The organism is Novosphingobium sp. G106, from assembly GCF_019075875.1.
GTDB lineage: Bacteria > Pseudomonadota > Alphaproteobacteria > Sphingomonadales > Sphingomonadaceae > Novosphingobium.
This window is the reverse complement of sequence record NZ_JAHOOZ010000001.1, coordinates 1,742,576-1,764,327: the sequence shown is the minus strand read 5'-3', so window position 1 is coordinate 1,764,327 and position 21,752 is coordinate 1,742,576. Positions and strand designations below refer to the sequence as shown.

General features: G+C 64.7%; 21 protein-coding genes, 3 tRNA genes and 1 pseudogene. 13 read left to right on the top strand and 12 right to left on the bottom strand.

Annotated features, from left to right (window positions below; translation table 11 throughout):
• Positions 1-125: 125 nt before the first annotated feature.
• From KRR38_RS08415 to KRR38_RS08405, 3 genes are all read left to right on the top strand, one after another.
• Positions 126-521 carry a lytic transglycosylase domain-containing protein gene (locus KRR38_RS08415; protein ID WP_309140999.1) on the top strand — a complete coding sequence of 132 codons (396 nt, stop codon included), beginning with the start codon at positions 126-128 and terminating at the stop codon, positions 519-521.
• Positions 521-856, top strand: coding sequence for a hypothetical protein (locus tag KRR38_RS08410; RefSeq protein WP_217400490.1), 336 nt, complete (start codon positions 521-523; stop codon positions 854-856). The genes KRR38_RS08415 and KRR38_RS08410 overlap by 1 nt, the downstream gene beginning before the upstream one ends.
• 205 nt (positions 857-1,061) lie before the next feature.
• Positions 1,062-2,168: a recombinase family protein gene (locus tag KRR38_RS08405; protein WP_254514694.1), complete on the top strand. Its 1,107-nt coding sequence runs from the start codon at positions 1,062-1,064 to the stop codon at positions 2,166-2,168.
• 419 nt (positions 2,169-2,587) lie between these two features.
• On the opposite strand, the gene KRR38_RS08400 is transcribed toward KRR38_RS08405, so the two are convergent.
• The 4 genes from KRR38_RS08400 to KRR38_RS08385 all read right to left on the bottom strand — a co-directional run bounded on the left by KRR38_RS08400 (position 2,588) and on the right by KRR38_RS08385 (position 5,705).
• Positions 2,588-2,664, bottom strand: a tRNA-Pro gene (locus tag KRR38_RS08400).
• 37 nt (positions 2,665-2,701) lie between these two features.
• Positions 2,702-2,777 (bottom strand) — tRNA-Ile (locus KRR38_RS08395).
• A 67-nt stretch (positions 2,778-2,844) separates the two neighbouring features.
• A complete protein-coding gene (locus KRR38_RS08390) occupies positions 2,845-3,882 on the bottom strand; it encodes a polysaccharide deacetylase family protein (protein ID WP_254514693.1) in 1,038 nt (345 codons plus the stop codon).
• A gap of 68 nt (positions 3,883-3,950) precedes the next feature.
• Positions 3,951-5,705, bottom strand: a complete 1,755-nt coding sequence (locus KRR38_RS08385; protein ID WP_217400486.1) for a histidine kinase dimerization/phospho-acceptor domain-containing protein — start codon at positions 5,703-5,705, stop codon at positions 3,951-3,953.
• Between the two features lie 212 nt (positions 5,706-5,917).
• On the opposite strand from KRR38_RS08385, the gene KRR38_RS08380 reads away from it, so the two are divergent.
• Positions 5,918-6,382: an Lrp/AsnC family transcriptional regulator gene (locus KRR38_RS08380; protein ID WP_217400484.1), complete on the top strand. Its 465-nt coding sequence runs from the start codon at positions 5,918-5,920 to the stop codon at positions 6,380-6,382.
• Between the two features lie 9 nt (positions 6,383-6,391).
• Here the strand turns inward: KRR38_RS08380 and aroQ are convergent, their stop codons facing one another.
• The 3 genes and pseudogenes from aroQ to KRR38_RS08365 all read right to left on the bottom strand — a co-directional run bounded on the left by aroQ (position 6,392) and on the right by KRR38_RS08365 (position 7,809).
• A complete protein-coding gene (aroQ, locus tag KRR38_RS08375; RefSeq protein ID WP_217400482.1) occupies positions 6,392-6,835 on the bottom strand; it encodes a type II 3-dehydroquinate dehydratase in 444 nt (147 codons plus the stop codon).
• A gap of 98 nt (positions 6,836-6,933) precedes the next feature.
• Positions 6,934-7,293: a hypothetical protein gene (locus KRR38_RS08370; protein ID WP_217400480.1), complete on the bottom strand. Its 360-nt coding sequence runs from the start codon at positions 7,291-7,293 to the stop codon at positions 6,934-6,936.
• Positions 7,294-7,396: 103 nt separating this feature from the next.
• Positions 7,397-7,809 (bottom strand): annotated as a pseudogene (locus KRR38_RS08365) (holin family protein).
• A 128-nt stretch (positions 7,810-7,937) separates the two neighbouring features.
• Here KRR38_RS08365 and KRR38_RS08360 point away from each other — a divergent pair.
• From KRR38_RS08360 to KRR38_RS08350, 3 genes are all read left to right on the top strand, one after another.
• The gene (locus KRR38_RS08360) at positions 7,938-8,351 is read left to right on the top strand and encodes an MbcA/ParS/Xre antitoxin family protein (protein ID WP_217400478.1); all 414 of its coding nucleotides are present in this window, start codon (positions 7,938-7,940) and stop codon (positions 8,349-8,351) included.
• On the top strand, positions 8,345-9,061 hold the full coding sequence (locus KRR38_RS08355) for an RES family NAD+ phosphorylase (RefSeq protein ID WP_217407166.1): 717 nt from the start codon (positions 8,345-8,347) through the stop codon (positions 9,059-9,061). Before KRR38_RS08360 ends, KRR38_RS08355 begins: the two co-directional genes overlap by 7 nt.
• A 77-nt stretch (positions 9,062-9,138) precedes the next feature.
• The gene (locus tag KRR38_RS08350; RefSeq protein WP_217407165.1) at positions 9,139-9,888 is read left to right on the top strand and encodes a fumarylacetoacetate hydrolase family protein; all 750 of its coding nucleotides are present in this window, start codon (positions 9,139-9,141) and stop codon (positions 9,886-9,888) included.
• A 24-nt stretch (positions 9,889-9,912) separates the two neighbouring features.
• Here KRR38_RS08350 and KRR38_RS08345 read toward each other — a convergent pair whose 3' ends face one another.
• The 3 genes from KRR38_RS08345 to KRR38_RS08335 form a co-directional block, all read right to left on the bottom strand.
• Positions 9,913-11,160, bottom strand: a complete 1,248-nt coding sequence (locus KRR38_RS08345; RefSeq protein ID WP_217400476.1) for an MFS transporter — start codon at positions 11,158-11,160, stop codon at positions 9,913-9,915.
• A gap of 134 nt (positions 11,161-11,294) precedes the next feature.
• Positions 11,295-12,596: an amidohydrolase family protein gene (locus KRR38_RS08340; protein ID WP_254514692.1), complete on the bottom strand. Its 1,302-nt coding sequence runs from the start codon at positions 12,594-12,596 to the stop codon at positions 11,295-11,297.
• A gap of 23 nt (positions 12,597-12,619) precedes the next feature.
• Entirely contained in the window at positions 12,620-13,849 is a 1,230-nt protein-coding gene (locus KRR38_RS08335) for a CaiB/BaiF CoA-transferase family protein (RefSeq protein ID WP_217400474.1), read from the bottom strand.
• Positions 13,850-14,257: 408 nt separating this feature from the next.
• On the opposite strand from KRR38_RS08335, the gene KRR38_RS08330 reads away from it, so the two are divergent.
• A complete protein-coding gene (locus KRR38_RS08330) occupies positions 14,258-15,160 on the top strand; it encodes an enoyl-CoA hydratase (protein WP_217400472.1) in 903 nt (300 codons plus the stop codon).
• An 88-nt stretch (positions 15,161-15,248) separates the two neighbouring features.
• Positions 15,249-16,376: a hypothetical protein gene (locus tag KRR38_RS08325; protein WP_217400470.1), complete on the top strand. Its 1,128-nt coding sequence runs from the start codon at positions 15,249-15,251 to the stop codon at positions 16,374-16,376.
• Positions 16,377-16,437: 61 nt separating this feature from the next.
• Here the strand turns inward: KRR38_RS08325 and KRR38_RS08320 are convergent.
• A tRNA-Pro gene (locus KRR38_RS08320) sits at positions 16,438-16,514 on the bottom strand.
• A gap of 236 nt (positions 16,515-16,750) precedes the next feature.
• On the opposite strand from KRR38_RS08320, the gene yajC reads away from it, so the two are divergent.
• The 4 genes from yajC to KRR38_RS08300 all read left to right on the top strand — a co-directional run bounded on the left by yajC (position 16,751) and on the right by KRR38_RS08300 (position 20,563).
• Positions 16,751-17,089, top strand: a complete 339-nt coding sequence (gene yajC, locus KRR38_RS08315) for a preprotein translocase subunit YajC (RefSeq protein WP_217400468.1) — start codon at positions 16,751-16,753, stop codon at positions 17,087-17,089.
• A gap of 35 nt (positions 17,090-17,124) precedes the next feature.
• Entirely contained in the window at positions 17,125-18,732 is a 1,608-nt protein-coding gene (gene secD, locus KRR38_RS08310) for a protein translocase subunit SecD (protein WP_217400466.1), read from the top strand.
• 10 nt (positions 18,733-18,742) lie between these two features.
• The gene (gene secF / locus KRR38_RS08305) at positions 18,743-19,720 is read left to right on the top strand and encodes a protein translocase subunit SecF (protein WP_217400464.1); all 978 of its coding nucleotides are present in this window, start codon (positions 18,743-18,745) and stop codon (positions 19,718-19,720) included.
• Positions 19,721-20,122: 402 nt separating this feature from the next.
• On the top strand, positions 20,123-20,563 hold the full coding sequence (locus KRR38_RS08300) for a hypothetical protein (protein ID WP_217400462.1): 441 nt from the start codon (positions 20,123-20,125) through the stop codon (positions 20,561-20,563).
• Here the strand turns inward: KRR38_RS08300 and KRR38_RS08295 are convergent.
• Entirely contained in the window at positions 20,560-21,747 is a 1,188-nt protein-coding gene (locus KRR38_RS08295) for a glycosyltransferase (protein ID WP_217407163.1), read from the bottom strand. The two genes, KRR38_RS08300 and KRR38_RS08295, sit on opposite strands and share 4 nt — an antisense overlap.
• Positions 21,748-21,752 lie beyond the last annotated feature (5 nt).

Below are 21,752 nucleotides of genomic sequence, written 5' to 3'. Positions count from 1 at the left end.
CCGCTCTCGTCTCCATCGCCGCTTTGGCGGTTTCCGACCGCGCGTGGGGACGAGTGCGCTCTGATCCCGCCGAGGAACGTCAGATCGCCAGCTGCATACGTTTGGCCTCGGGCGGAAAACCGTGGTTGGAAAAGACGCTTTGGGGACTTCGCGACCAGGAGGGCGGGTGGGTCGGCGCCGCGGTCGCCAACACGAACGGCACTCACGATCTTGGCCCCCTCCAGGTCAATAGCTGGTGGGTGCCTCGCATTGCGCAGCTCGTAAGGCGGCCGCCCGATCACGTGCGGCACTGGCTCCGCAACGATCCTTGCTTCAACGCCGAAGTCGCGCGTTGGATTTTCCTCTCCGGCTTGGCCGCTACAGGAAACTATTGGCGAGCGGTTGGCGTGTACCATAGCCCGACCGATTGGCGGCAACGAGACTACGCCAAGAGCGTTGCCGCCCGCCTGCGCGGCCGTTTCGGCAACCTTGTGTTCTCGCCCGGTGCCTCTCCTGCAATCATGTCCACCAGAGGTGAGTGATGCGGAGGAAGAGCAAAAAGTCGGCCCTGATCAATCAAGAGGTTGACGCTGGAAGTGAGATCGAGCGCCAGTGCATTGAAGCGGATCTCCCCGCAGTCGCTCCGGTCAGATGTAATATGCAGTTCGCGCCTGGAGAACTGGAATTGGACGAGGCCGCAATCGAAGCTTCGGGACAAACCGATTCCAGGCAGCGCCGATTTTCGGCCGAACTAGTCCGAGATGCCCAGACCTACCTTGAGAAGCGTTTAAATCGAAAGATCCCGGACGACGAAGTTGTTAAAATACTGACGCGGCTTCTCGAATTTGGAAAGTTATTGCGTAATTGGCGTTCCTAGTGCGTCATGAATTGCTATAAAATTATGATATAATCTTGATCATATGCGATCCGACGTGTTGCACTGCTTTAATTTTGGCGAATCCTGAGTGGATAGGGCCATCCAGGATACATATCGAACTTTTCCGGAGACCTTCACTATTTCAAGGAAGGGGGGTATTGCTTTGCGAAAGGAGTGAGTGATGGCGAGACCAAGGACCGGAGGGTTGGCAAATCAAGAAGCGAAGCGCGAGGCACGCACTCGCGCGGTCCTTTACGCGCGCGTTTCCACCGCCGAGCAGGAGCGCGAAGGCTTCTCGATACCTGCACAGCAAAAACTTCTGAAGGAATATGCCGCGGCGAACGGCATCACGATCGTCTCCGAACATCTCGATGTGGAAACAGCCAAGCGAGCGGGACGCACGGGCTTCACTGCCATGCTTCGCTACCTCAAATCCCATCCAAACGTGCGGACAATCCTCGTCGAGAAGACCGACAGGCTCTACCGAAACCTCAAGGATTGGGTGACGCTCGACGCTCTCGACCTTGAGATCCACTTTGCCAAAGAGGGCGTGGTCCTCTCGCGGGATTCGCGTTCCTCCGAGAAGTTCATGCATGGCATCAAGGTTTTGATGGCGAAGAACTACATCGACAACCTGTCTGAAGAGGCCCGCAAAGGCATGCTCGAAAAGGCCGAGCAAGGGATCTGGCCGTCGCGTGCGCCGCTTGGCTACACCAACGTCATCGGTCCGGCGGGCAAAAAGGTCATCGCGATCGATACCGAGGTCGGCCCTCTCATAACCCAGCTTTTTGAATGGTTCGAAAGCGGACGATACTCTCTCAAGCAGGTTGCCCAGAAGGCGAGGTGCGCTGGCCTGCGATATCGGAAGAGTGGCCGCCCTCTGGTGGTCAGCACCGTTCACAAGATCCTGCGTAACCGGCTCTACACAGGGTCGTTCGAGTGGATTGGCAAGACCTACGCTGGATCGCATACGCCGCTTACGACGTATGCGACCTGGTCGAATGTTCAGGACATACTGGATGGCCGAAGCATTTCGAACGTCCACGGCAACCGCCACCAGTTCGCGTTCACGGGGCTTGTCACTTGCGGCCATTGCGGATGCGCGATCACGGCCGAGATCAAGAAGCAGAGATACATCTACTACCATTGCTCGCGCTTTAAGGCTCGATGCCCGGAGCCCTACATCCGCGAGGAGGTCTTGGCTGAGAAATTTGCCGGCGCCCTTCGCAGGCTACACATCGATGATGAGGTCTTCGCGCTGATACGCAGGGCCCTCAAGGTCCGCCGCCACCGAAAGACAAGACCGAGATGACCAGGTGAGGCGTCTCCGGGCAGAGGCGGATCGGCTGCAGGGACGTCTGGACACTCTCTACGTCGACAAAATGGACGGAAAGATCACTGCCGAGTTCCATGATCGGCTTTCGGCGCAGTGGCGCGAAGAGCGCCATCGGTGCATCCATGATCTGGAGCTAATGGCTAGCGCGGAGGATGACCTGATCGATGACGGAATTGCGCTGCTGGAGGTCGCGCGCACGGCGCACGAGGGTTTCACGAAGCAGCCGATAGCCGTCCAACAACGGGCTTTGAATCTCATTCTATCGAACGCCACATTCGCCGGTGGCGAGCTGACCGTTCAATTCCGAGAACCTTTTGATTCTTTGAGCCAAATGAGTGGGCCGCCCGAAGGCGGTGGTACCCCATTTCAGCTATCGAACTCTAATGAAAGAGAATTGGTCGGGGAGACAGGATTCGAACCTGCGACCCTCTGCTCCCAAAGCAGATGCGCTACCAGGCTGCGCTACTCCCCGACACCGTGCGGTCGGCCGACCAGTTCCTTCGCGGCAATGGTGGGCCCGGCAGGATTCGAACCCGCGACCTAGCCGTTATGAGCGGCCAGCTCTAACCGCTGAGCTACAGGCCCCATTTGCCGCGCCCGCCACCGCTGTGCGTGGTGCCGGACCTCGGGCGCGTTAGCTTGCCGTCATGCTCTAGGCAAGGGCGGGTTCGGCGAGTGCGGACTGGGCGAGGCCCAGCGACGCGGCCAGGTCGCGTACGCTGGTCCCCGCCACACCGCGGCGGGCGAGGTGGGCGAAGATCTCGCGCCACCAGTCATAGAATACATCGAGATCGGCGGGCGTGCGGACATAAGGAGTATGCCCCGGCGCCAGCGACGGGCTGTGGAACGAGAAAGTCAGCAGCGGCAGATTTTCGGCCAGCGCGGCGTCGATGCCGCGCTTGGCTTCGGCGGGGGTTATGCCCTCCGGGGTCAGCGGGATGCGTTCGAGCAGCCGCGCATGGGCCATCGCGCCGCGCAGCCGCGGTCCGCGCCAGAGTTGCGGATAAATTTGCGCGCCCCAGCGGCGCAGAAGGCCGCCGTATACCGTGGTCACCGGCAGTTCGAGCAGACGCTTGTCCTCGCCCAGCCAATAGGGTCGGCGCGGGTGGTCTCGGTAGTTGGGGCCGCCCGTGGAACTGTAGTCGAACAACGCGCGGACCGAAGTGTCGATCGCTATGCCCGTTTCGCGCAGGATCGCGGCGGTGTTCGGACCTGCGCCATAACGCCCGGCGCGGTATATCTGCGGAGCCACGCCAAGGTTGGCCCGAATCGCGTCGCGCAGGTCGCGGAATTTCTCACGCTCCACTGCTTCGGGAAGATTGCCGGGGAAACTGTTGAATTCGCTGAGGTCCTCATCGAACGGAGGGTTGACCCAGGGGTGTAGGTGGACGCCGATCTCGGCCTTGCCTGCAGCCAGCGCCGGGCCGAGCACTTCGGCGGTCGCGGGCGCCGTGGCGATGGGATAGTCGATCAGAAAGAGCGGAACGACACCGAAGCTCTCGCAGAACTGCACGAAGCGGGCGAAGCTGGGGATCGTCGCCAGGCCGTGGCCTTCGCGGCGCAGCGGCGCAGCCCAGTCGAACTCCTCCTCGGTGTCGATCGTCACGAGGAAGCGCGGCGGAGTGCCGGCGGGGAAACGGACGAATTCGGGCGCCGCGGGCCGGTCTATGATGCTGACGCTGCGGGCCAAGGGCCGAACTCTCCCAAGCGGTTGTCCCCCCGGGATGGGGATTCGGTCAGCATTATAACTTGAAAAGGTTACCGAAGGCCCGTTTCGGCGGAATCTGCGACTAACGGAGGCAGATCGGCCAGGTCCGTGCCAGGCAAAGTCAGGCGCAGGTTCTTCTGCCGACGCTCAAGCGCGCCGCCCGCGGCCTTGGCTTCGGCGGCGGCGAGCCGGAGCGCGAAGCCGGTGCCGAACATGCCCGCGGCGAGCGCCGGGGGCTGGGCAATCGCCCCGGTATCGAACAGCGCGTCGCCGTCGGTGAAGGCGAGCGAGGCGGGCAGGCGCAGGACGATCCGTACGTAGCCATGATCCTGGGGCGCGCGATCTTCAGTGTCGCCTTCCCCCGCATCGCGTAGCCGCGCGCGCAGGCGCAGCGTCTCGCCGGGCGACGTCGCCCCGGCCAATGTGGCCAGCAGCCGCCAGACGAGGCGTTCGGCCTCCGCCTGGTCGAGCGCGACGGGCAGCGCCGGTTCGTCACATTCGAGCTCGAGCGCGCTGCGGCGCGGAGCGTTGAAGCTCTGGAGCTGGGCGATCGTGCCGGCGAGTATCGGCAGCAGATCGCATTCGCCGGGATCGAGCGCCATGGCGCCGCTGTCGAGCTTCACCAGCCGCTCGAGCTCCTCGAAGCCCGCGAGCATGCGCGCGGAATCGCTGGCGATCGTCGCGGCGAGCGCGCGGTATTCGTGCGGCGTGGGGCCGAACAACTGCTGCTGGATCACTTCGGCGAAGCCCTGGATCGCGTTCACCGGCGTGCGCAGTTCGTGCAGGACCTGGCGCATGCGGTCGGCCTGGCTGTCGCGCTCTACGGGCAGGCCGCCGGCGACGGGCCGCCGCAGCCGGCCGATGTAGCCGACGAAGCGGCCGCCCGGCTGGTCGAAGCGCGGAGCGGCGTCGATCCGCCATTCGCCCGCCACCGCAGGCGCGCCGACGACGGTCAGCGCGGCACGGCCGATCGGCTGGCGGTGGCGGAAGGCGGCGAGCAATTCGGACGAACTCTGCACCGGGCTATCGGCGTCGCGTGCCGCCAGCCGCAGACCGATCGCGGCGGGCGCGATGCCCGGCTCGGCCCAGACGATGCGGCCCTCGGCATCGGTAGCGAAATCGAAGGCCGAGACCGTGCGGGCCGGGCCGAGATGCATGCTCAGCGCTTGCTGCGCATCCTCGCCCGCGGCGTCGAGCCCAGCGAGCTCGCGTGTCTTGCGGAAGGCTTCGATGCGCCGGACGATCGCGCCGATCTCGTCGATCTGCGGTGGCGCTTCCTCGTACTCCGTTACGGCCGGCGTTTCCGGCAGGGCTTCAGCGGGTGTTTCGGCAAGCTCGAACACTTCGCCCAGTTCGAAGGCATCGGCCGGGGGTAGCCCGCGATCGGCCACGCCGAGCCGGGCAAGCAGCGCCTCGACGCTGCGGGGCAGCCCGCGGCGATGGCGTACGACGCCGCGTGCACTCACCGGCAGCGCCGGGATCAGGTCCAGCCATTGCTCCTCGCCGAGCTCGGCCCGTGCCATCGCAGCGCTTGCGACCGAGGGCTCGGCCAGAGCGAGCTGGGCCACGAGCCGCAGGCTGCGCAGGCGCAGCACCGGTTCTTCCAGAATGGCCGCGCGTTCGCTGGCGGGGATCGCCGCGGCGAGTTCGCCAAGCCGCAGATAGGCAGCATCGACCATTTCGCTCTGCGCATCGCTCGGCAGTGTGCCGAGCAGGTCGAGCAGCTGGCGGAACTGCGCGCGCGCGATCGTCTCGCTGCCGGCGGGATTGCGCAGCACTGTAGCGAGGCGATCGTCGAAATGCATTTGGGCTCCGCGGCTCCGCGACGTGAGCGAATGTTCACGTGGGGCATTACTCCCTAACAGTTAGTTGCCGCTGCGTCAGGCCGTGCGGGAGGTGCGTTGCAAAGCGGGACAATTGCGATAGAAGATAATAATATTATCGGGCGAGGGTACTTCCCGTCGTGGAAGTTGCCGAACGACAGGGGCGGCCCGGCAGGGGTCGAAAGGGCGGACGCATGGCAAATCTCGACCAGATCGACAGGCGGTTGCTGGCGGAGCTCCAGGATGAAGGACGCGTGACCAATGTCGAACTGGCTCAGCGCGTCGGCCTGACCGCGCCGCCTTGCCTGCGCCGGGTTCGCGCGCTCGAGGAAGATGGCGTGATCAAGGGCTATCACGCCGAGCTCGATGCTTCGAAGCTCGGCTATGCGATCACCGTCTTCGCGCTTGTCAGCCTGAAGAGCCAGGCCGAGGAATCGCTCCGCCAGTTCGAAGAGCACATGCGCGACCTGCCCGAAGTGCGCGAGTGCCACATGCTCAACGGCGAGATCGACTTCATCATCAAGATCGTCAGCCGCGACCTGCAGAGCTTCCAGGAGTTCCTGACCTCGAAGCTGACGCCGGCGCCTAACGTGGCGAGCGTGAAGACCTCTCTGACGATTCGCACCGCGAAGCAGCTTCCCGGCGTGCCGCTGGAATAGGTAGCAGGATTAGGAAGTTAGCCCCGCGGCTGCTTCCAGCGCGAGGACATAGCCCTTCGCGCCGAACCCGGCGATCGAGCCTTTCGCGGCCATGCCGACATAGCTCTTGTGCCTGAATTCCTCGCGCGCGTGCGGGTTGGAAATGTGCACCTCGATCACCGGCGTCTTGATCGAGCGGATCGCGTCGTAGAGCGCGAGGCTGGTGTGGGTGAGGGCGCCCGCGTTGAGCAGCACCGCGACGGCGCCTTCGGCCTGGGCCTCGTGCAGCCAGTCAAGCAGATGGCCCTCGTGGTTCGACTGGCGCATCTCGATCGTCAGGCCGAGCTGCTGGGCGCGGTCATCGAGCAGGGCGGCGATATCGTCGAGCGTGTCGTTGCCGTAGATCTCGGGCTCGCGCAGGCCGAGCAGGTTCAGGTTGGGCCCGTTGAGGACATATACGAGTCTGTCAGCCATGATCCTGAGCCCCGATGCTTAGGTGCGGAACGATTGGCTGAGCGATTAGGCGGCGCGGCGCAAACTGACAAGGATTCTGACAGGAGGGGTCAGCCTTGTCAGCCCTGGCCAGGGACGACGACTTCGTCGGCGGCCTGGTTGTTGCCGTTGTCATGGCTGGACCCGTCGTCGCCGTCGCGATTGTCGTCGCCGTTGTCATCGTCGTTGTTGGAGATGTCCGACACTACCTGCGGTTGGGGCGCCATTGCCGGGCGAAGCGCGGCGGCCGTCGCGGCGGCCTTCTCGGCGGCATGCTGCGCTTCGATCGCCTTGTTGGCGGCGGCTTCGGCGGCCGCCAGCTTTTCGGACATCGCTTGGTCCTGACTGCTGCTGGCGCAGGCGGCCAGCGCCAGAAATGGCAGCAGCATGGCGAGAGTGCCGGCCTTGGCGCGCCACGATTTCCCAGCCGAACGGCTCATCCGATACCTCCGAAAGCGGCGATCTTCCCGCATGAGGCACTGCTATAGCCGCAAAGCACTTACCGTTTCTTAACTGCGCCGCGTGGGCCGCCGTCCACCGCGGCTACTTGTCTGAACCGGCGATCTTGCCCCACTGGCGCATCGCCGAGTAGCCGAGGTAGCCCGTGCCGAAGAGCGCGTAGAGCGGCTCGGGCAGGCCGCGGAGATAGGCTGTCATCCCTGCAGCGATGTCGCCGGCGATGCGCGGGCTGAAGGCGCCGATCACGCCCATCGGCACGGCCCAGAGGATCAGCGCATACATGACATAGAGGAAGCTCGGCCGCGCGCGGCTGGTCCAGGGATCAGACGAGCTCGCCTCGGCTATGATCGCCGAAAGCCGGGTCTGGAGCAGCTCCATCTCCTGTGAGCCTTGCAACCTGATCAGTTCGAGCTTGGCACGATCGCGCGCGTCCTTGTCGGGGATGATTTTGTCGAGGATCCCGGTGATCGGGCCGAGAAGCGATCGAGCAGCGGCATGGCAAGGGCTCCGAGCAAACGAGGAGCAATTCAGATAACCAGAATGGTTCGTGTAGGAAAATGAAAGTTGGGCGTGATATTGCCAAATGGCCATGTAGACGCTATATGATGCCATATGGAGAATTGCCATGCCGGCTCTGCAGCTCGTTGACACCACGCCCCAGGCCTTCCGCGCCGATCCCGTATCCCAGGACGAGGCGGCGGCCATGTTTCGCGCGGCGATCAACCTTTTCGCCAAATGGGGCGTCACCGACGAGCAAGCGGCAACGCTGCTCGACATGCCGGTCCGATCCTATCGCCGCTGGAAGGCGGAAGGGGCGGGGCGGTTCTCGCGCGATGCGGCCGCGCGCCTCTCTAATCTCATGGGCATTCACAAGGCGCTGCGGATCATTTTCGCCGAGGCGGAACGCGGCTATGCCTGGATCCGCGCGAGCAATGCCGCTTTCGCCGGCGCTAGCGCGCTCGATGTCATGCTGGGCGGCGAACTGACCGACATCATGCGCGTGCGCCGCTATCTCGACGCCGAGCGCGGTGGCTGGTGAGCGCGGAGGCGATTCCGGTCACGCGGATCAAATGGCGGCGCGCGGTCAGGATCATCCGTAGCACTTTCCCGCCGATCGACCTGTTCGAGGACATCGCCGACCCGGCCGACTGGGCGCTGCTGATCTCGGCCGAGCAGAAGACCAATCCGCGGATCATGGTGACGATCGGCAATCTCGATCTCGTTCCGGTCGAGCGGCGGGTCGGTGGGGTGGGTGCGTCCTACCTGATGGCGCCTTTTACCCACGTCAGCACCGACCGGCCCAGCCGCTTCACCGACGGCTCCTACGGCGTGCTCTATGCGGGCCGGGCTTTCGAGACGGCGCTATTCGAGACGATCCATCACCACGCGCGCTTCATGGCGCGTACGGCCGAGCGCCCGGGCTGGACCTCACAGTTTCGCGAGATCGTGCTGTCAGTGTCGGCCAATCTCCACGATCTGCGAGGCCGCAGCGATCCGGCGCTCGATCCAGCCAGCTACGAAGCGTCGCAGCAGCTCGGCCGGAGCCTGCGGGCGGCCGCCTCGGAAGGCGTTGTCTATCCCAGCGTCCGGCATCCGGGCGGAGAATGCGTCGGGCTGTTCCATCCCGATTCCGCTTCCGATCCGGTCCAGGGCCGCCATCTCGACTATCATTGGGACGGCGCGCGGGTGGACATCGTCCGCGATGCGGGATCGGGAGCCGTATTTCGGGTGATTGATGCATCGGTTTGAACGGAAAGTCATGGCCCTGCCGGGCGGCGCTCTCTAGCGTCCGCCAGACAATTTTCGATCACAGTGGAAGAGGTGTCATGAAGTTCGCACGCGTAAATCATCAAGGTCAGTCGACCTGGGCCATCGTCGAGGGGGACACCGTCTATGCGCTGGAGGGTGATCGCTTCGCCGCCGATCCGCGCAAGGGCGCGGCGCTGGGCTCCGCTTCGGAGTTCGAAATGCTGTTCCCGCTCGATCCGACCAACCAGATCGTCGCGCTGTTCGGCGGCTGGGCGATCGGCGACCGCGACGGTCCGGGCATCTTCATCAAGCCCTACAGCTCGCTGATCAGCACCGGCGGCTCGATGGAATATCCCGAAGTCGCGACCACGGTCTACATGGAGCCCGAACTGGCGATCGTTATCGGCAAGACCTGCAGCAAGGTTTCGGCGAAGGACGCCAAGGACTACATCCTCGGCTATACCTGCGTGAACGACACGACCGTGTTCGAATCCAAGATTGAAACGACCTTCCCACATATCTGGGGCAAGATGTTCGACGGCTTCGGCACCGTGGGTCCGGTGATCGCGACGGACATCGATCCGAAGGACGCCACGATCCGCGGCGCGGTCAACGGCAAGGAATATCTCACGATCAATTCCAGCCTGCTGGCCTGGGACGTCTACGAGATCATCGAATGGGTCAGCAAGGTCGTCACGCTCAATCCCGGCGACCTGATCTCGACCGGCGCGCCTCCGGGGTTCAACGATGTGGCTATCCAGCCGGGCGACGTCATGACCGTGACGATCGACGGCATCGGTTCGATCGACAGCACGATCCGCAAGTAAGGCCGATCGGCGCCGCGGCCGTTGTTATGACGGCAGCGGCGCCAGGCTTGCGCGTAGCGGACTGGCTCTGCCGACACCCGATCGCAGCAGGATGATGATCAGCAGGAAGGCCGAGACGCACGACATTGCGATCAGGCTCATCTGCGGACCGTAGGAGCGCGACAGCGGCTCCATGATGAGCAGGGCCAGGCCGGCCGAAGTGAAATGCGCGGCCTTGACGATGCCCACGGCATGGGCCTGGCGAGGGCCGTCGATCTTCTCGCCGAGCGCGGTCATCAGGTTGGGGACGAACCAGCCCACGCCCAGCCCATAGAACAGCATGCCGCCGATCACGCCGACCACGCTGGAAGACAGGCCGGCGATGAGCATGCCGATCGCGGCGATGGCGAAACTCGTCGCGAAGGCGCCGTGGCGCGTCAGGTAGCGGCGCGCGCGACCATACTGCGAGGCGATGACGGCGCCTGCGATCGAATCCGCGGTGAGAACGAGCGCGATCGTCGAAGGATTGCCCAGGCCCTTCTCGCGTAGCAGGAAGGGCGCGTAGATCGCCGGCAGGAAGACGATGCTGCCGATCAGGATCGCCAGCGGCAGATAGTGGAACGGGAAGACCGCCCAGAACGCCTTGCGGTCGGCCTGGTCTTCGGATCGCCGCGCGGCGGTCTTCGGCGTGGCCGGGCGTTGCTGCTCGTGGATCGTCAGGACCGCAGGCAGGATCAGCAGGCCCAGCGCATGGAGCGCGAAAGGCAGCCGCCAGCCATGATCGCCGATCAAGCCGGCGATCGGCTGGACCAGGATCGTGCAGACCATCGCTATCGAGATATGCAGGCCCATCCAGTGCGCGCGCGTAGGGCCCTGCAGCCGCGTGTTGATCAGCGTCAGCGCCGTGATCTGAATGAGCGCGGCGGCAAGGCCGAGCAACATCCGCGATGCGACGAGCACACGCAGGTCGGAAAGATAGAGTCCGGCGGTCCCGGCCAGCACATAGACGAGCGTGGACGAGAACAGGATCGTGCGCACCGCGACGCGGCCGATCAGGAACCCCGCGAGCAGCGATCCGATCATCATCGCGAGGCCGACCGCACCGATGAGCTGCTTGACCAGCAGGCTCTCTGCCGGAGTGCGGGCCAGCGCCGTATCGATCGCCGGCAGGACCGAACTGATGCTCACCATCGCCAGCGAGGCCAGCGCGCCCCCGAGCAGCATCACCAGTTTGCTGCCGAGGTCCAGTGAAGCGCTGCCACCATCGGTAGCCGCCTGCTCGCCCGTGTTCATCTCATTCCCCTTAGCCAGCCTTCTACGGAGGGGGCTGTTTCCCTCGGCCAAACGATCACCAGCCGGCAAGAGCCGACCTCGCGCGAAAAAGGGGTGGGATCGCTCCCACCCCCTCGATTTACGGTACGTCCTGCTCAGATCGGCAGGTTGTAGAGCTCTGCGGCGTTGCGCTCGAGCACGCGCTTGCGCGTCTCGTAGTCGTAGGCGCCCAGCGTCTCGACCAGCTTGTCCTGCACGCCCGGATAGAGCGAGGTCGGATGCGGATAGTCGGTCTCGAACATCACGCGGTCGAAGCCGATCTCTTCGAGCATGTGCTTGGGCGCATAGTCCTCGAACCAGTAGCTGACCCAGAAGTGCTGCTTGAAGTATTCCTTCGGCCGCATCTTCAGGCCGCGGTTCTGCGCGGTGCGGAACTCGTCGAGCTGGTGCTCCATCGCTTCCAGCCAGAACGGCACCCAGCCCATGCCGCTCTCGATCAGGCCGATCTTCAGCTTGGGATAGGCGTCGAGGATGCCCGAGACCATGAAGTTCGACATGGTGGCCGCGCAGCCGACGTGGTGCAGCAGGGCGTGGATCGGCAGCTTCTGGTCGAAGCCCAGGTTGTCCCAGATCGCCGAGTTGGCATCAAGCGAGGCGTTGAGGTGGAAGTTGAGCGGGATGCCCGTGTCGTTGCAGGTCTGGAACACTTCTGCCCAGAAGGGCGAGATCTTGCCATCGGGGCCGACATAGCCGCTGGAGCTGTCGACGCGCTCGGGACGGTCGGGCAGGGTGATGCCTTTCAGGCCCATGTCGGCGATGCGGCGCATCTCCTTGTTCATGATGTCCTTGTCCCAGTAGGGCAGGGTCCCCATGCAGTTGATGCGGCCCTCGGACGCGTCCATGCGATCCTTGCAGGCGTCGTTGTAGATTTCGGTAATCGCGATCGCGAGCGGCTCGTCATTGAGGCCGAGCAGCGAGCCGACCTGGGTCACGCCGCCGTTCTGGAAGCAGATCTGGCCCCAGACGCCCATCGCGTCCATCGCCTCGAGCCGCGGCTTGACCTCGTAGGAGCCGGGATCGATCTGATCGTAGTTCTGGAAGGCCAGGCGGCCGAGCAGCTTGTTCTTGTCCTTGGCGATGACGTTGCCGCCGATCGAGCCAAAATGCTTGTCGCCGACGAACCACTGGTCGGCGCCGTCGATGCGCTCCACGCGCGGCATCTTGTCCTTCATGCCGGCGGGCGCATTGGCGGTCCACAGGTCCGCGGGCTCGGTGAAATGGGTGTCGCAGTCGACGATCTTGATGCCTTCGAACAGCGGATCGACGCCGCGGCTGTTGGCGACGAAATCGACCTCGCGGATGTGGCCGCCCGGTGCCCAGCCTTCGGCGAGCCAGTACCACTTGGCATCGTCGAGGCCGGCCTTCATCACGGTGCTCTTGGGGTTGTCTTCAGCCATGTCTTTTCTCCTCTCGCTGGCGGTCAGATGACCGCCTTGTCCTTGAATTGCCCGATCTCGTCCCACGACAGGCCCAGGTCCAACAGGACGGCCTCGGTGTGCTCGCCGTGTTCGGGCGCGCGGGTGGGCACGACGCTCTTGCCGCCGAACTGCGCGGGCGAGGTGACGATCGTCAGCTTCGATCCGTTGGCCATGTCGACGTCGGCCAGATAGCCCATCGCCTCGACCTGAGGATCGTCGTGCAGCTCCAGCGGCGACTGGAATGGCGACCAGACGCCCTTCGCCTGCTTCAGGACTTGGCACCACTCGGCATAGTCGCGGCCGGCGAAGATCGCATCGAGCTCCTCGACGCAGGCGCGGGCGTTTGCCTTGCGCGCCTCCATGTCGATGTAGCGCGGGTCGTCGATCATGTCGGGCCGGCCGACGACCGTGCAGAAGTCGGCCCAGTACTTGTCGGCATCGAGCATTACGAGGCCGATGAAGCGGAGGTCGCGCGTGCGATAGGTGCCGGTCAGCGGGTTCCAGGTGGCCTTGCGGTCGTAGGCGTGCTTGTGGATGCCGTTGTTGAGCTTGGCGTGAACGATGTCGGGCTGGAGCTGCCACATGCCGACGCCCATCAGCGAGACGTCGATCTCCGAAGGCTCGCCGGTGGCGGCCCGCTGGTACATGGCCGCGGCGATCGCGCCGGCGACGGTCAGTCCGCCGACCACGTCGCCGAAGGCCGGGCGCTGCATCGTCGGGAACTCGGCGCCTTCGGGCGTAAACATCTCGGCGAAGCCGACGCGCGACCAATAGGCCGCACCGTCATAGCCGCCGCGCTCGGCATCGGGGCCGCGCGGGCCGTAACCGGTGCCGCTGGCGTAGATGATCTTGGGATTGTGCACGCGCAGGTCGGCGCAGGTGATGCCCAGCTTGCGCAGCGCCTGCGGCCGGAAATTGGTGAGGAACACGTCACACTGCTCGGCGAGCCGATAGAGCAGGCCGACGCCTTCGGGCGTCTTGAGGTCGATCGTGACCGACTGCTTGCCGCGGTTGGTGAACTGGAAGCTGGGATCGACGCCGTCGTAGCTCTTGTGCAGCCCGGCCGTGACCAGCCCGCGATAGGGATCGCCGGTTTCGGGATGCTCGATCTTGATGACCTCGGCGCCCCATTCGGTCAGGATGCCGCCGCCGATCGGCACGAAGACGTGCGATGCGACTTCGAGGATGCGAACACCCTGCAACGGGCCGGTCATGGGCAACGGCCCGGTCATGCGGGTTCTCCGCAAATGGTGCGATGGAGCGATCGTTCGCTGGCGATTGTGAAGGTGCTGTATGACATGCGCGGTCTCTCGACGCACTGCACGGGGCTTGTCGATATCCGTGCGTCCAATCCGCTTGTCCGATGATCTGCGCGTCTCTTTCGGGTGGGGCCGGCCTCGCCGTGGATCGGGTCCGCAATCGAGCCACTGTCGTCCAGTGCCAGGCTATCCTCGATCTGCATGCGACGTCTCTGTTGCAAGCGGGCGTGATTCCACTATCCGCCTGGCATCGGTTCGTGACAAGCCGGCCGGAACAAGCATCATATTCGCGATGGATCATCGCCGTTACGCTTGCGGTCATTGCCCCATGCGGCGGCGCAGCCGCATTCGTAAGGCATCTATAAGGGACGAGGAACTGCCATGGCCTATCGCTACATCCTGACCGAAAGTTTCGACGAAGGCGCGATCGTGCGCATCACGCTCAATCGGCCCGAAGCGCGCAATGCGCAGAACCGCGGCATGCTGGAGGAATTGAACGACGCCTTCCTGGCGGCCGAGCGCGACGATACGGTCAGGGTCGTCATCCTTGCCGCGGCGGGAGAGATATTCTCTTCAGGCCACGATCTCGGCTCGAGCGTCCAGCGCGCCGAATTCGCGCCCGGGCCCGGCCAGCTCGAGAGCGCGCGGACCAATGGGGGATCGCGCGCGCATGCCGAGAAGCTCAACCTGCAGGAATGGCACTACTTCTTCCAGAACACGCTGCGCTGGCGCAATCTGCGCAAGATCACGGTGGCGCAGGTCCACGGGCAGGTCATCTCGGCCGGCCTGATGCTGATGTGGGCCTGCGATCTGATCGTCGCGGCTGAAGGCACGCTGTTTTCCGATGTCGTCGGCACCCGGCTCGGCATGTGCGGTATGGAATATTTCGCGCACCCCTGGGAATTCGGCCCCCGCAAGACCAAGGAACTGATGCTGACCTCCGATGCGATCGACGCCGAAGAGGCCTATCGGCTCGACATGGTCTCGAAGATCTATCCGGCCGATCAGCTGGCAGAGAAGACCCTGGGCTTCGCGCGGCGGATCGCCTCGCTGCCGACGATGGCGGCACTGATGATCAAGGAATCGGTCAATCAGTCGGTCGACAGCATGGGCTTCCACAACGCGCTGAACGCCAGCTTCACCTTGCACCAACTCAACCACGCCCACTGGGCCGAGAAGCACGCCGGCACGCCGTTCGAGGGCATTCCCTGCGCCGTGCCGGAAGACGGCGCAGTCGACTGGCGCAACGCGCCGCCGACGCGGATTGCGCGCAAGGACGACTGAGCAGAATTTTCCGACGTGCGATTCGCCGAAGAGCGGGCCAGAGCGCGCCGATGGCCTCGAACGGGCCGCTTCAGGGGGGGAATGCCGGATGATCATGTTCAAAAGCCGTCTCCGGCGATTTTGCGCCGCGGTTGCGGCCGCGGTATTCCTGACGACCGAGGCCGGTGCTGATCTTCCCGATGACCTCATCTGCGGCTTCGTCAACGTGGAAGACATGGTGGCCTTGCCCGGAACTCGCTGGATCATCGGATCGGGTCTCGGCGACAACTTTTTCCAGAAAGGCGGACTCCACCTATTCAACCGGGATACGGCTAGCGGCCGCAAGGTCCTGCTGGACCTGAACTCGGCGCAGGAGGCACAGGCGCCTTTCGACCGCTGTCCTGGCCCGGCCGACGCCGAGAAGTTCTCGGCCCACGGCCTTGCGCTCAAGGCGAATGCCGACGGCACCCGGGATCTCTTCGTCGTCAACCACGGCGGCCGGGAATCGATCGAAGTGTTCCGCGTCACTGCCGCGCCGCGGCAGGCGCCGCATCTCGCGTGGATCGGCTGCGTCCTGTCGCCCGATACGGCGATGGCCAATGCGGTCACCGTGCGAAAGGACGGCAGTCTGGTCATGTCGGCGAGCTTCGCCGGCGAGACGAAGCTCACGCCGATTGCCGAAGTCGCCGAAAAAGGCGTGAGGATGGATCCCAAGCAGGCGGCCGAGGCGGCGAAGGCGATGATCTACGGCGCGCTGTTCACCTGGAGCCGCGATGCCGGCTGGAAAAAGGTCCCCGGCAGCGAGCTCATGGGCAACAACGGCATAGAAATGGCGCGCGACGACCGCTGGGCCTTCGTCAATTCGCACCCGGGAGCGAGCGTGACGCTGATGCCGCTCGAGCCGAGCCTCGGCAAGGCGCGCGCGATCAAGCTCGATTTCCTGCCGGACAACATCCGCTACGGCTTCGACGGCAAGCTCGTCGCCACCGGCCATGTCGCGACGCCCCAGCAGGTCGGCGCCTGCGTGCAGGCCAACGATCCGCACTGCGCGATCAGCTACCGCGCCGCCGAGATCGATCCGCAGACGCTCGCGGTACGGCGGCTGTTCGATGGAACCGGAACCCGCGATTTCGGCCTCGCGACGATCGGCCTCAAGACCCCGGAAGCGCTCTGGCTGGGTGCGGCGCGGGGAACCTGCGTGGCAAAGGTGTCCGCGGCCCGGATTTCCCGGCCCTGAGGGTTTGCATCGATGGAGAGGACTTGGCCCTGCCAGGGATGGCGGGGCGATCTGAATATATTGGTCGGGACGAGAGGATTCGAACCTCCGACCCCCACACCCCCAGTGTGATGCGCTACCAGGCTGCGCTACGTCCCGACCGAGGGGCGCCCTATAGGCACGGGCTGCGGCGATGGCAAGCGGGCTGCGAAGGTCTTTTGACGAGACGGGTTTTGGCGCGTGTTGTCCCGTGCCTCGTCCGTGTCGCCGCGTTGCCACACTCGCGCTTTGCTGCTAACCGCCCGCCATTCCGGCCCAGAGGTGCGGATTGACGGCTTGTTGGTGTTCCGACGGTCGCATTCGCATCGGCCGCAAAGAAAGCAGATTTTCCCGCAATGACCAGTTCCATCCTCGATATCCTTCAAGCTGCCGCTCCTGCCGCTGGCGAGCCGCCGGCCTGGGTGACGTTCATGCCCTTCGTCGGCATGGCGGTGATCTTCTGGTTCTTCATCCTGCGCCCGCAGATGCGCCAGCAGAAGGATCAGCGCGAGAAGATCAATTCGATCAAGCGCGGCGACCAGGTGCTGACCGGCGGCGGGTTCCTCGGCAAGGTGATCAAGGTCGACGACCAGTATGCGGAGATCGAGCTGGCGCCGAACGTCAAGGTCAAGGCGCTGAAATCGACCATTTCCGATATCGTCCCGCCGACCGGCTCGGCGCCGGCCAACGATTGATCGAAACACGGATCGTTCGGGAGAGCGCTTAGAATATGCTCGATTTTCCCCGTTGGAAGCGGGTCACCTATTGGCTGGTGACGCTGATCGCCGTGCTGGCGGCAGTGCCTTCCCTCTCTTCGCTTGCCGGTGTGCAGCTTCCTTCGGGCGTGCCGCATCCGATGGTCAACCTCGGTCTCGACCTTGCCGGCGGCAGCCGCCTGCTGCTCGAGGCCGACGCCAGCCAGGTGCGCCGCCAGCGGCTCGAATCCATGGAGGAGAGCGTTCGCGGGCGTCTCGGCAACAACGAGCCGCGCATCCGCATCGGCGACATCTCCAGTCGTGACGGCAATCTTTCCTTCGTGCTGGACAATCCCGCGCAGGTCGATGCCGCGCGCGAGCAGATCCTGCCGCTGACCACCGGCGCGGGCCTGACCGGCCAGCGCGACTGGGACATCAAGGTGGTGGACGGCAACCGCTTCATCCTGACGCCGACCGATGCCGGCATCAACCAGGCGGTCGACCACGCGATGGAAACAGCGATCGAAGTCGTGCGCAAGCGCATCGACGCGCTCGGCACGCGCGAGCCCGACATCCGCCGGCTCGGTTCCAACCGTATCGACGTGCAGGTGCCGGGCCTCAAGGATCCCGAGCAGCTGATCAAGCTGCTGGGCCAGACCGCCAAGCTGGAATTCAAGCTGGTCGACGAGACCGCGCCACCCAGCGACGTTGCCCAGGGTATCGTCCCTCCCGGCAGCGAGATCGTGCCTTGCGTCGATGCCAAGGCCTGCCGCGGCCAGGGCGCAATCGCGGTCAAGCGGCTTGGCGGCATCAAGGGCGATCAGCTGACCAATGCGGTCCAGACCAACGACCAGCGCACCAACGAGGCGGTCGTCTCGATCACTTTCGACCAGCAGGGCGGTGCCAAGTTCGCCAAGCTGACGACCGAGAACGTCAACAAGCCTTTCGCCATCATCCTCGACGGCAAAGTGCTGTCGGCCCCGAATATCAACGAGCCGATCCTGGGCGGCAGCGCTCAGATCTCGGGCAGCTTCACGGTCGATTCGGCCAACCAGCTGGCCATCGCGCTGCGCTCGGGCGCGCTGCCGGTGGACCTCAAGGTGGTCGAGCAGCGTACGGTCGGACCCGATCTCGGCGCCGATTCGATCAAGAAGGGCGCGCTCGCGATGCTCATCGGCACCACGGCGCTGATGACGTTCATCCTGATCACATACGGCCGTTTCGGCGCCTATGCGTGTGCGGCGCTGATCGTGAACCTGCTGATGATCCTGGGTATCATGGCCATTGCCAATACGACGCTGACCTTGCCGGGCATCGCCGGCTTCGTTCTGACCATCGGCGCAGCGGTCGACGCCAACGTGCTGATCAACGAGCGTATCCGTGAGGAACGGCACCGCGGACGTCGTGTCGTCCAGGCGGTGGAGATGGGCTACAAGGAAGCGAGCCGGGCGATCTTCGATGCCAACATCACCAACGTGATCGCTGCGGTGCTGATGTTCGCGTTCGGCACCGGCCCGATCCGCGGCTTCGCGGTGGTGCTGATGATCGGCATCGCCACGTCGGTGTTCACCGCCGTAAACATGACCCGCATGTGGGTCGCGATGTGGCTGCGCAAGGCGCGGCCCAGTGACATCGTGTTGTGAGGCAAGGCCGATGAAACTGCTCAAGCTCGTCCCCGACAACACCAACATCCACTTCCTCAAGTGGCGCGTGCCGTTCTACACGGTGAGCCTGCTGCTGATGGCGGCGTCGCTGGCGCTGGTCTTCACCAAGGGGCTGAACCTGGGCGTCGACTTCGTCGGCGGCCAGATGATCCGCTTCACTTTCGAGCACAGCGCCACCGCGCCCATCGCGCCGTTGCGCGACGAGATCAGCGCGCTCGGCTATGGCGAGCCGACGATCCAGGAATTCGGCAAGCCGAACCAGGTCTCGGTCCGCATGCGCCTGCCCGAAGGCTCGGAGAAGGACCCGTCAATCGCTGAGCAGATGTCGGCTAAGATCGTCGCGACAGTCAGGGCCAAGCATCCCGACGCGCGGCTCGACGGCAACGACACGGTCTCCGGCAAGGTGTCGGGCGAACTGTTCAGCAGCGGCATGCTGGCTCTGGGGCTCGCGATGGGGGCGATCTCGATCTACATCTGGATCCGCTTCGAATGGCAGTTCGGTATCGGCGCGCTGCTCTCGCTGATCCACGACGTGACGCTGACTCTCGGCTTTTTCGCGCTGACCCAACTCGAATTCGATCTCAACATCGTCGCGGCGCTGCTGACCTTGATCGGTTATTCGCTCAACGACACGATCGTGGTCTATGATCGTATCCGCGAGAATCTGAAGAAATACCGGCGCATGCCAATGCCCGAGCTGCTCGATCTCTCGGTCAACGAGACGCTGGCGCGTACCATCGTCACGTCGCTGTCGATGCTGATCACGCTGATCGCGCTGCTGCTGTTCGGGCCCGAGGTCATCTTCGGCTTTACGGCGGCGATCACGCTTGGCATCTTCGTCGGCACCTACAGCTCGATCTACATGGCCGCCCCCATCCTGATCTGGCTGAAAGTCAACGCTACCAGCTTCGTGCCGCAAGAAAGCGACATCGACCGGCAGGAGCGACTGGCCCGCGAAAGAGGCTGACGCCGGCATAGTTCGGCGCAGCCGGGAGATCGACTATGCCGAACCGAACTGGGCCGAAAGTGTCCGTCGTCACGCGCGAGAAGGCGCACGAGGTCAGCCAGCCCGCGGGTTACGCCGGGTTGGCCGAAGCGCTCGCCTACTACGATGACGAGAGGAGCCCGCTCCACCTTCACCTGCACCGCATCGCGCCGGGCGAGGTCTTGCAGATCGGGCCGATGCCGACCGATTGCGTCGCCTATGTCTGGCACGGCGCGGTCGAGACCGGCGGCTGGGCAATGGCCAAGGGATCGAGCCTGATCGTCGAGCACGGTGAGACACTCGAAGTGATCGGCGGCAGCGAGCCCACCGAACTGCTGACCTTTCATGCGGCGCACCAGCCGGAAGACGGCCGCGCGGGCGGGCATGTCCATTTGCTGCCGACTGAGCGCGTGCCGCGCCTGGCCGACCTGGGCAGCGGTTCGTCCGTGGGCGGCGGCATGCACGCCGATTCTGGGCTGCCCCACCTGCGAGGTCTGGCTCCACGAAAACCATTTCCCCGGCCGCGCCACGCCGATGACGCCCGAGGAAGAGAAGCGCGGCGTCCATTCGCATTCGGAGGACGAGATCATCTTCGTCATCGATGGCGAGATCAGACTGGGCAACAAGCTCTATGGGCCGGGCACCGCGGTCGCGATCGCGGCGGACACGCTTTACAGCTTCACTACCGGGCCGAAGGGCCTCAGCTTCATCAACTTCCGCGCCGGGGCACCCGGCGACATCCAGTTCGCCAACGGCCCGGCGATCAGCGAGACCGGCTACTGGAAGGACAAGCAGCTGACGCCGGAGTACGTCTCGCCGCGCTAGCGCCTGGCCAGGTTGCGCCAGAAGGCGATCAGTTCCGCGGCGTTGGCTTCCCAGCTGAAGCGCTCGGCATTGGCCGCCACCGCTTCCTGGCTGGGCGGATCGGCAAGGATCTCGCGAACGGCCGAGGCGATCGCCGATGCATCGCGCGCGGCGATGCGGCCGGCCGAGGGCGCGGCGACTACCTCGCGCGCACCGCCGATGTCGGGGATGACCAACGGGGCGCCGCAGGCCAGGGCTTCGACCCAGACGTTGGCCAGACCCTCCCGTTCCGAAGGCAGCACCACCGCATCGGCGGCGGAGAAGAGCTGCGGCAAAAGTTCGTGGCCGACCTGACCGAGAAACTGGACGCGATCGGCTACGCCGTGCGCCCCGGCGACCTGGCGGAGTGCCGTCTCATCCTCGCCGGCGCCGGCGAGCGCGAGATGGGCATCGGGCAATTGCGCGAGCGCCTCGATGGCAAGCCGCTGACCCTTGATCGCGATCAGTGATCCCGGCGTGACGATCAGCGGCCCTTCCGCCCAGATGTCGAGTTCCGGTATCGCCGAAACCAGCGCCCGCGCCGCCTTGCGTTCCATCGGGTGGAAGCGTTCGCGGTCGAGCCCGGTGTAGTGCACCGCGATCTTCGCTTCGGGCATGCCGAGTGCGATCATGTCGCCGCGCAGCGCGTAGCTAACGGCCAGCAGGCCGGCGGCTTGCTCTGCCGCGCGTAGCATCTGCTCGACCGCGCGGGGGCGCTGCCCCCAGAAATGGATGTCCGAGCCGCGCGCCTTGATCATCAGCGGCAGGCCGAGTTCGTCGGCGATGATTGCCGCGGCGGGCCCGTCGGGAAAGAAGAACTGCGCGTCGACCACGTCGAACGGTTTGGCCGCGTGAAGCCTCTTCGCCAGTGGCAGCAGCGCCTTGGCGATCCGCCCGGGATTGCTGTCGCCGCCCACCTTTGGGATCAGGGTAAAGCGCGGATGGAGCGCGGGTATGCCGGCAGTGTCGCTCCGCTCGGGCATCTCGCCCAGCTTACGATAGCGCTCGCTGCGCGACAGCGGCCAGGGTGGCAGGCCGATCGGGCTGACCATCGTCAGATCGACATCGTCCGTCGCCGTCACCGTGCGCATCTGGTTCGCCACGAACTTGCCGAAGCTCGGGCGCTGCGGATTGGGAAACAGCGTGCTGATCGAAAGAATGCGCAGCATGG

What these genes read in the sequence shown, in the direction of transcription:
- KRR38_RS08410 (WP_217400490.1), top strand. Translation starts at nt 521, where the DNA reads ATGCGGAGGAAGAGCAAAAAGTCGGCCCTGATCAATCAAGAGGTTGAC.
- KRR38_RS08385 (WP_217400486.1), bottom strand. Translation starts at nt 5,705, where the DNA reads ATGCATTTCGACGATCGCCTCGCTACAGTGCTGCGCAATCCCGCCGGC.
- KRR38_RS08380 (WP_217400484.1), top strand. Translation starts at nt 5,918, where the DNA reads ATGGCAAATCTCGACCAGATCGACAGGCGGTTGCTGGCGGAGCTCCAG.
- aroQ (WP_217400482.1), bottom strand. Translation starts at nt 6,835, where the DNA reads ATGGCTGACAGACTCGTATATGTCCTCAACGGGCCCAACCTGAACCTG.
- KRR38_RS08370 (WP_217400480.1), bottom strand. Translation starts at nt 7,293, where the DNA reads ATGAGCCGTTCGGCTGGGAAATCGTGGCGCGCCAAGGCCGGCACTCTC.
- KRR38_RS08360 (WP_217400478.1), top strand. Translation starts at nt 7,938, where the DNA reads ATGCCGGCTCTGCAGCTCGTTGACACCACGCCCCAGGCCTTCCGCGCC.
- KRR38_RS08350 (WP_217407165.1), top strand. Translation starts at nt 9,139, where the DNA reads ATGAAGTTCGCACGCGTAAATCATCAAGGTCAGTCGACCTGGGCCATC.
- KRR38_RS08345 (WP_217400476.1), bottom strand. Translation starts at nt 11,160, where the DNA reads ATGAACACGGGCGAGCAGGCGGCTACCGATGGTGGCAGCGCTTCACTG.
- KRR38_RS08340 (WP_254514692.1), bottom strand. Translation starts at nt 12,596, where the DNA reads ATGGCTGAAGACAACCCCAAGAGCACCGTGATGAAGGCCGGCCTCGAC.
- KRR38_RS08335 (WP_217400474.1), bottom strand. Translation starts at nt 13,849, where the DNA reads ATGACCGGGCCGTTGCCCATGACCGGCCCGTTGCAGGGTGTTCGCATC.
- KRR38_RS08330 (WP_217400472.1), top strand. Translation starts at nt 14,258, where the DNA reads ATGGCCTATCGCTACATCCTGACCGAAAGTTTCGACGAAGGCGCGATC.
- KRR38_RS08325 (WP_217400470.1), top strand. Translation starts at nt 15,249, where the DNA reads ATGATCATGTTCAAAAGCCGTCTCCGGCGATTTTGCGCCGCGGTTGCG.
- yajC (WP_217400468.1), top strand. Translation starts at nt 16,751, where the DNA reads ATGACCAGTTCCATCCTCGATATCCTTCAAGCTGCCGCTCCTGCCGCT.
- secD (WP_217400466.1), top strand. Translation starts at nt 17,125, where the DNA reads ATGCTCGATTTTCCCCGTTGGAAGCGGGTCACCTATTGGCTGGTGACG.
- secF (WP_217400464.1), top strand. Translation starts at nt 18,743, where the DNA reads ATGAAACTGCTCAAGCTCGTCCCCGACAACACCAACATCCACTTCCTC.
- KRR38_RS08300 (WP_217400462.1), top strand. Translation starts at nt 20,123, where the DNA reads ATGTCCATTTGCTGCCGACTGAGCGCGTGCCGCGCCTGGCCGACCTGG.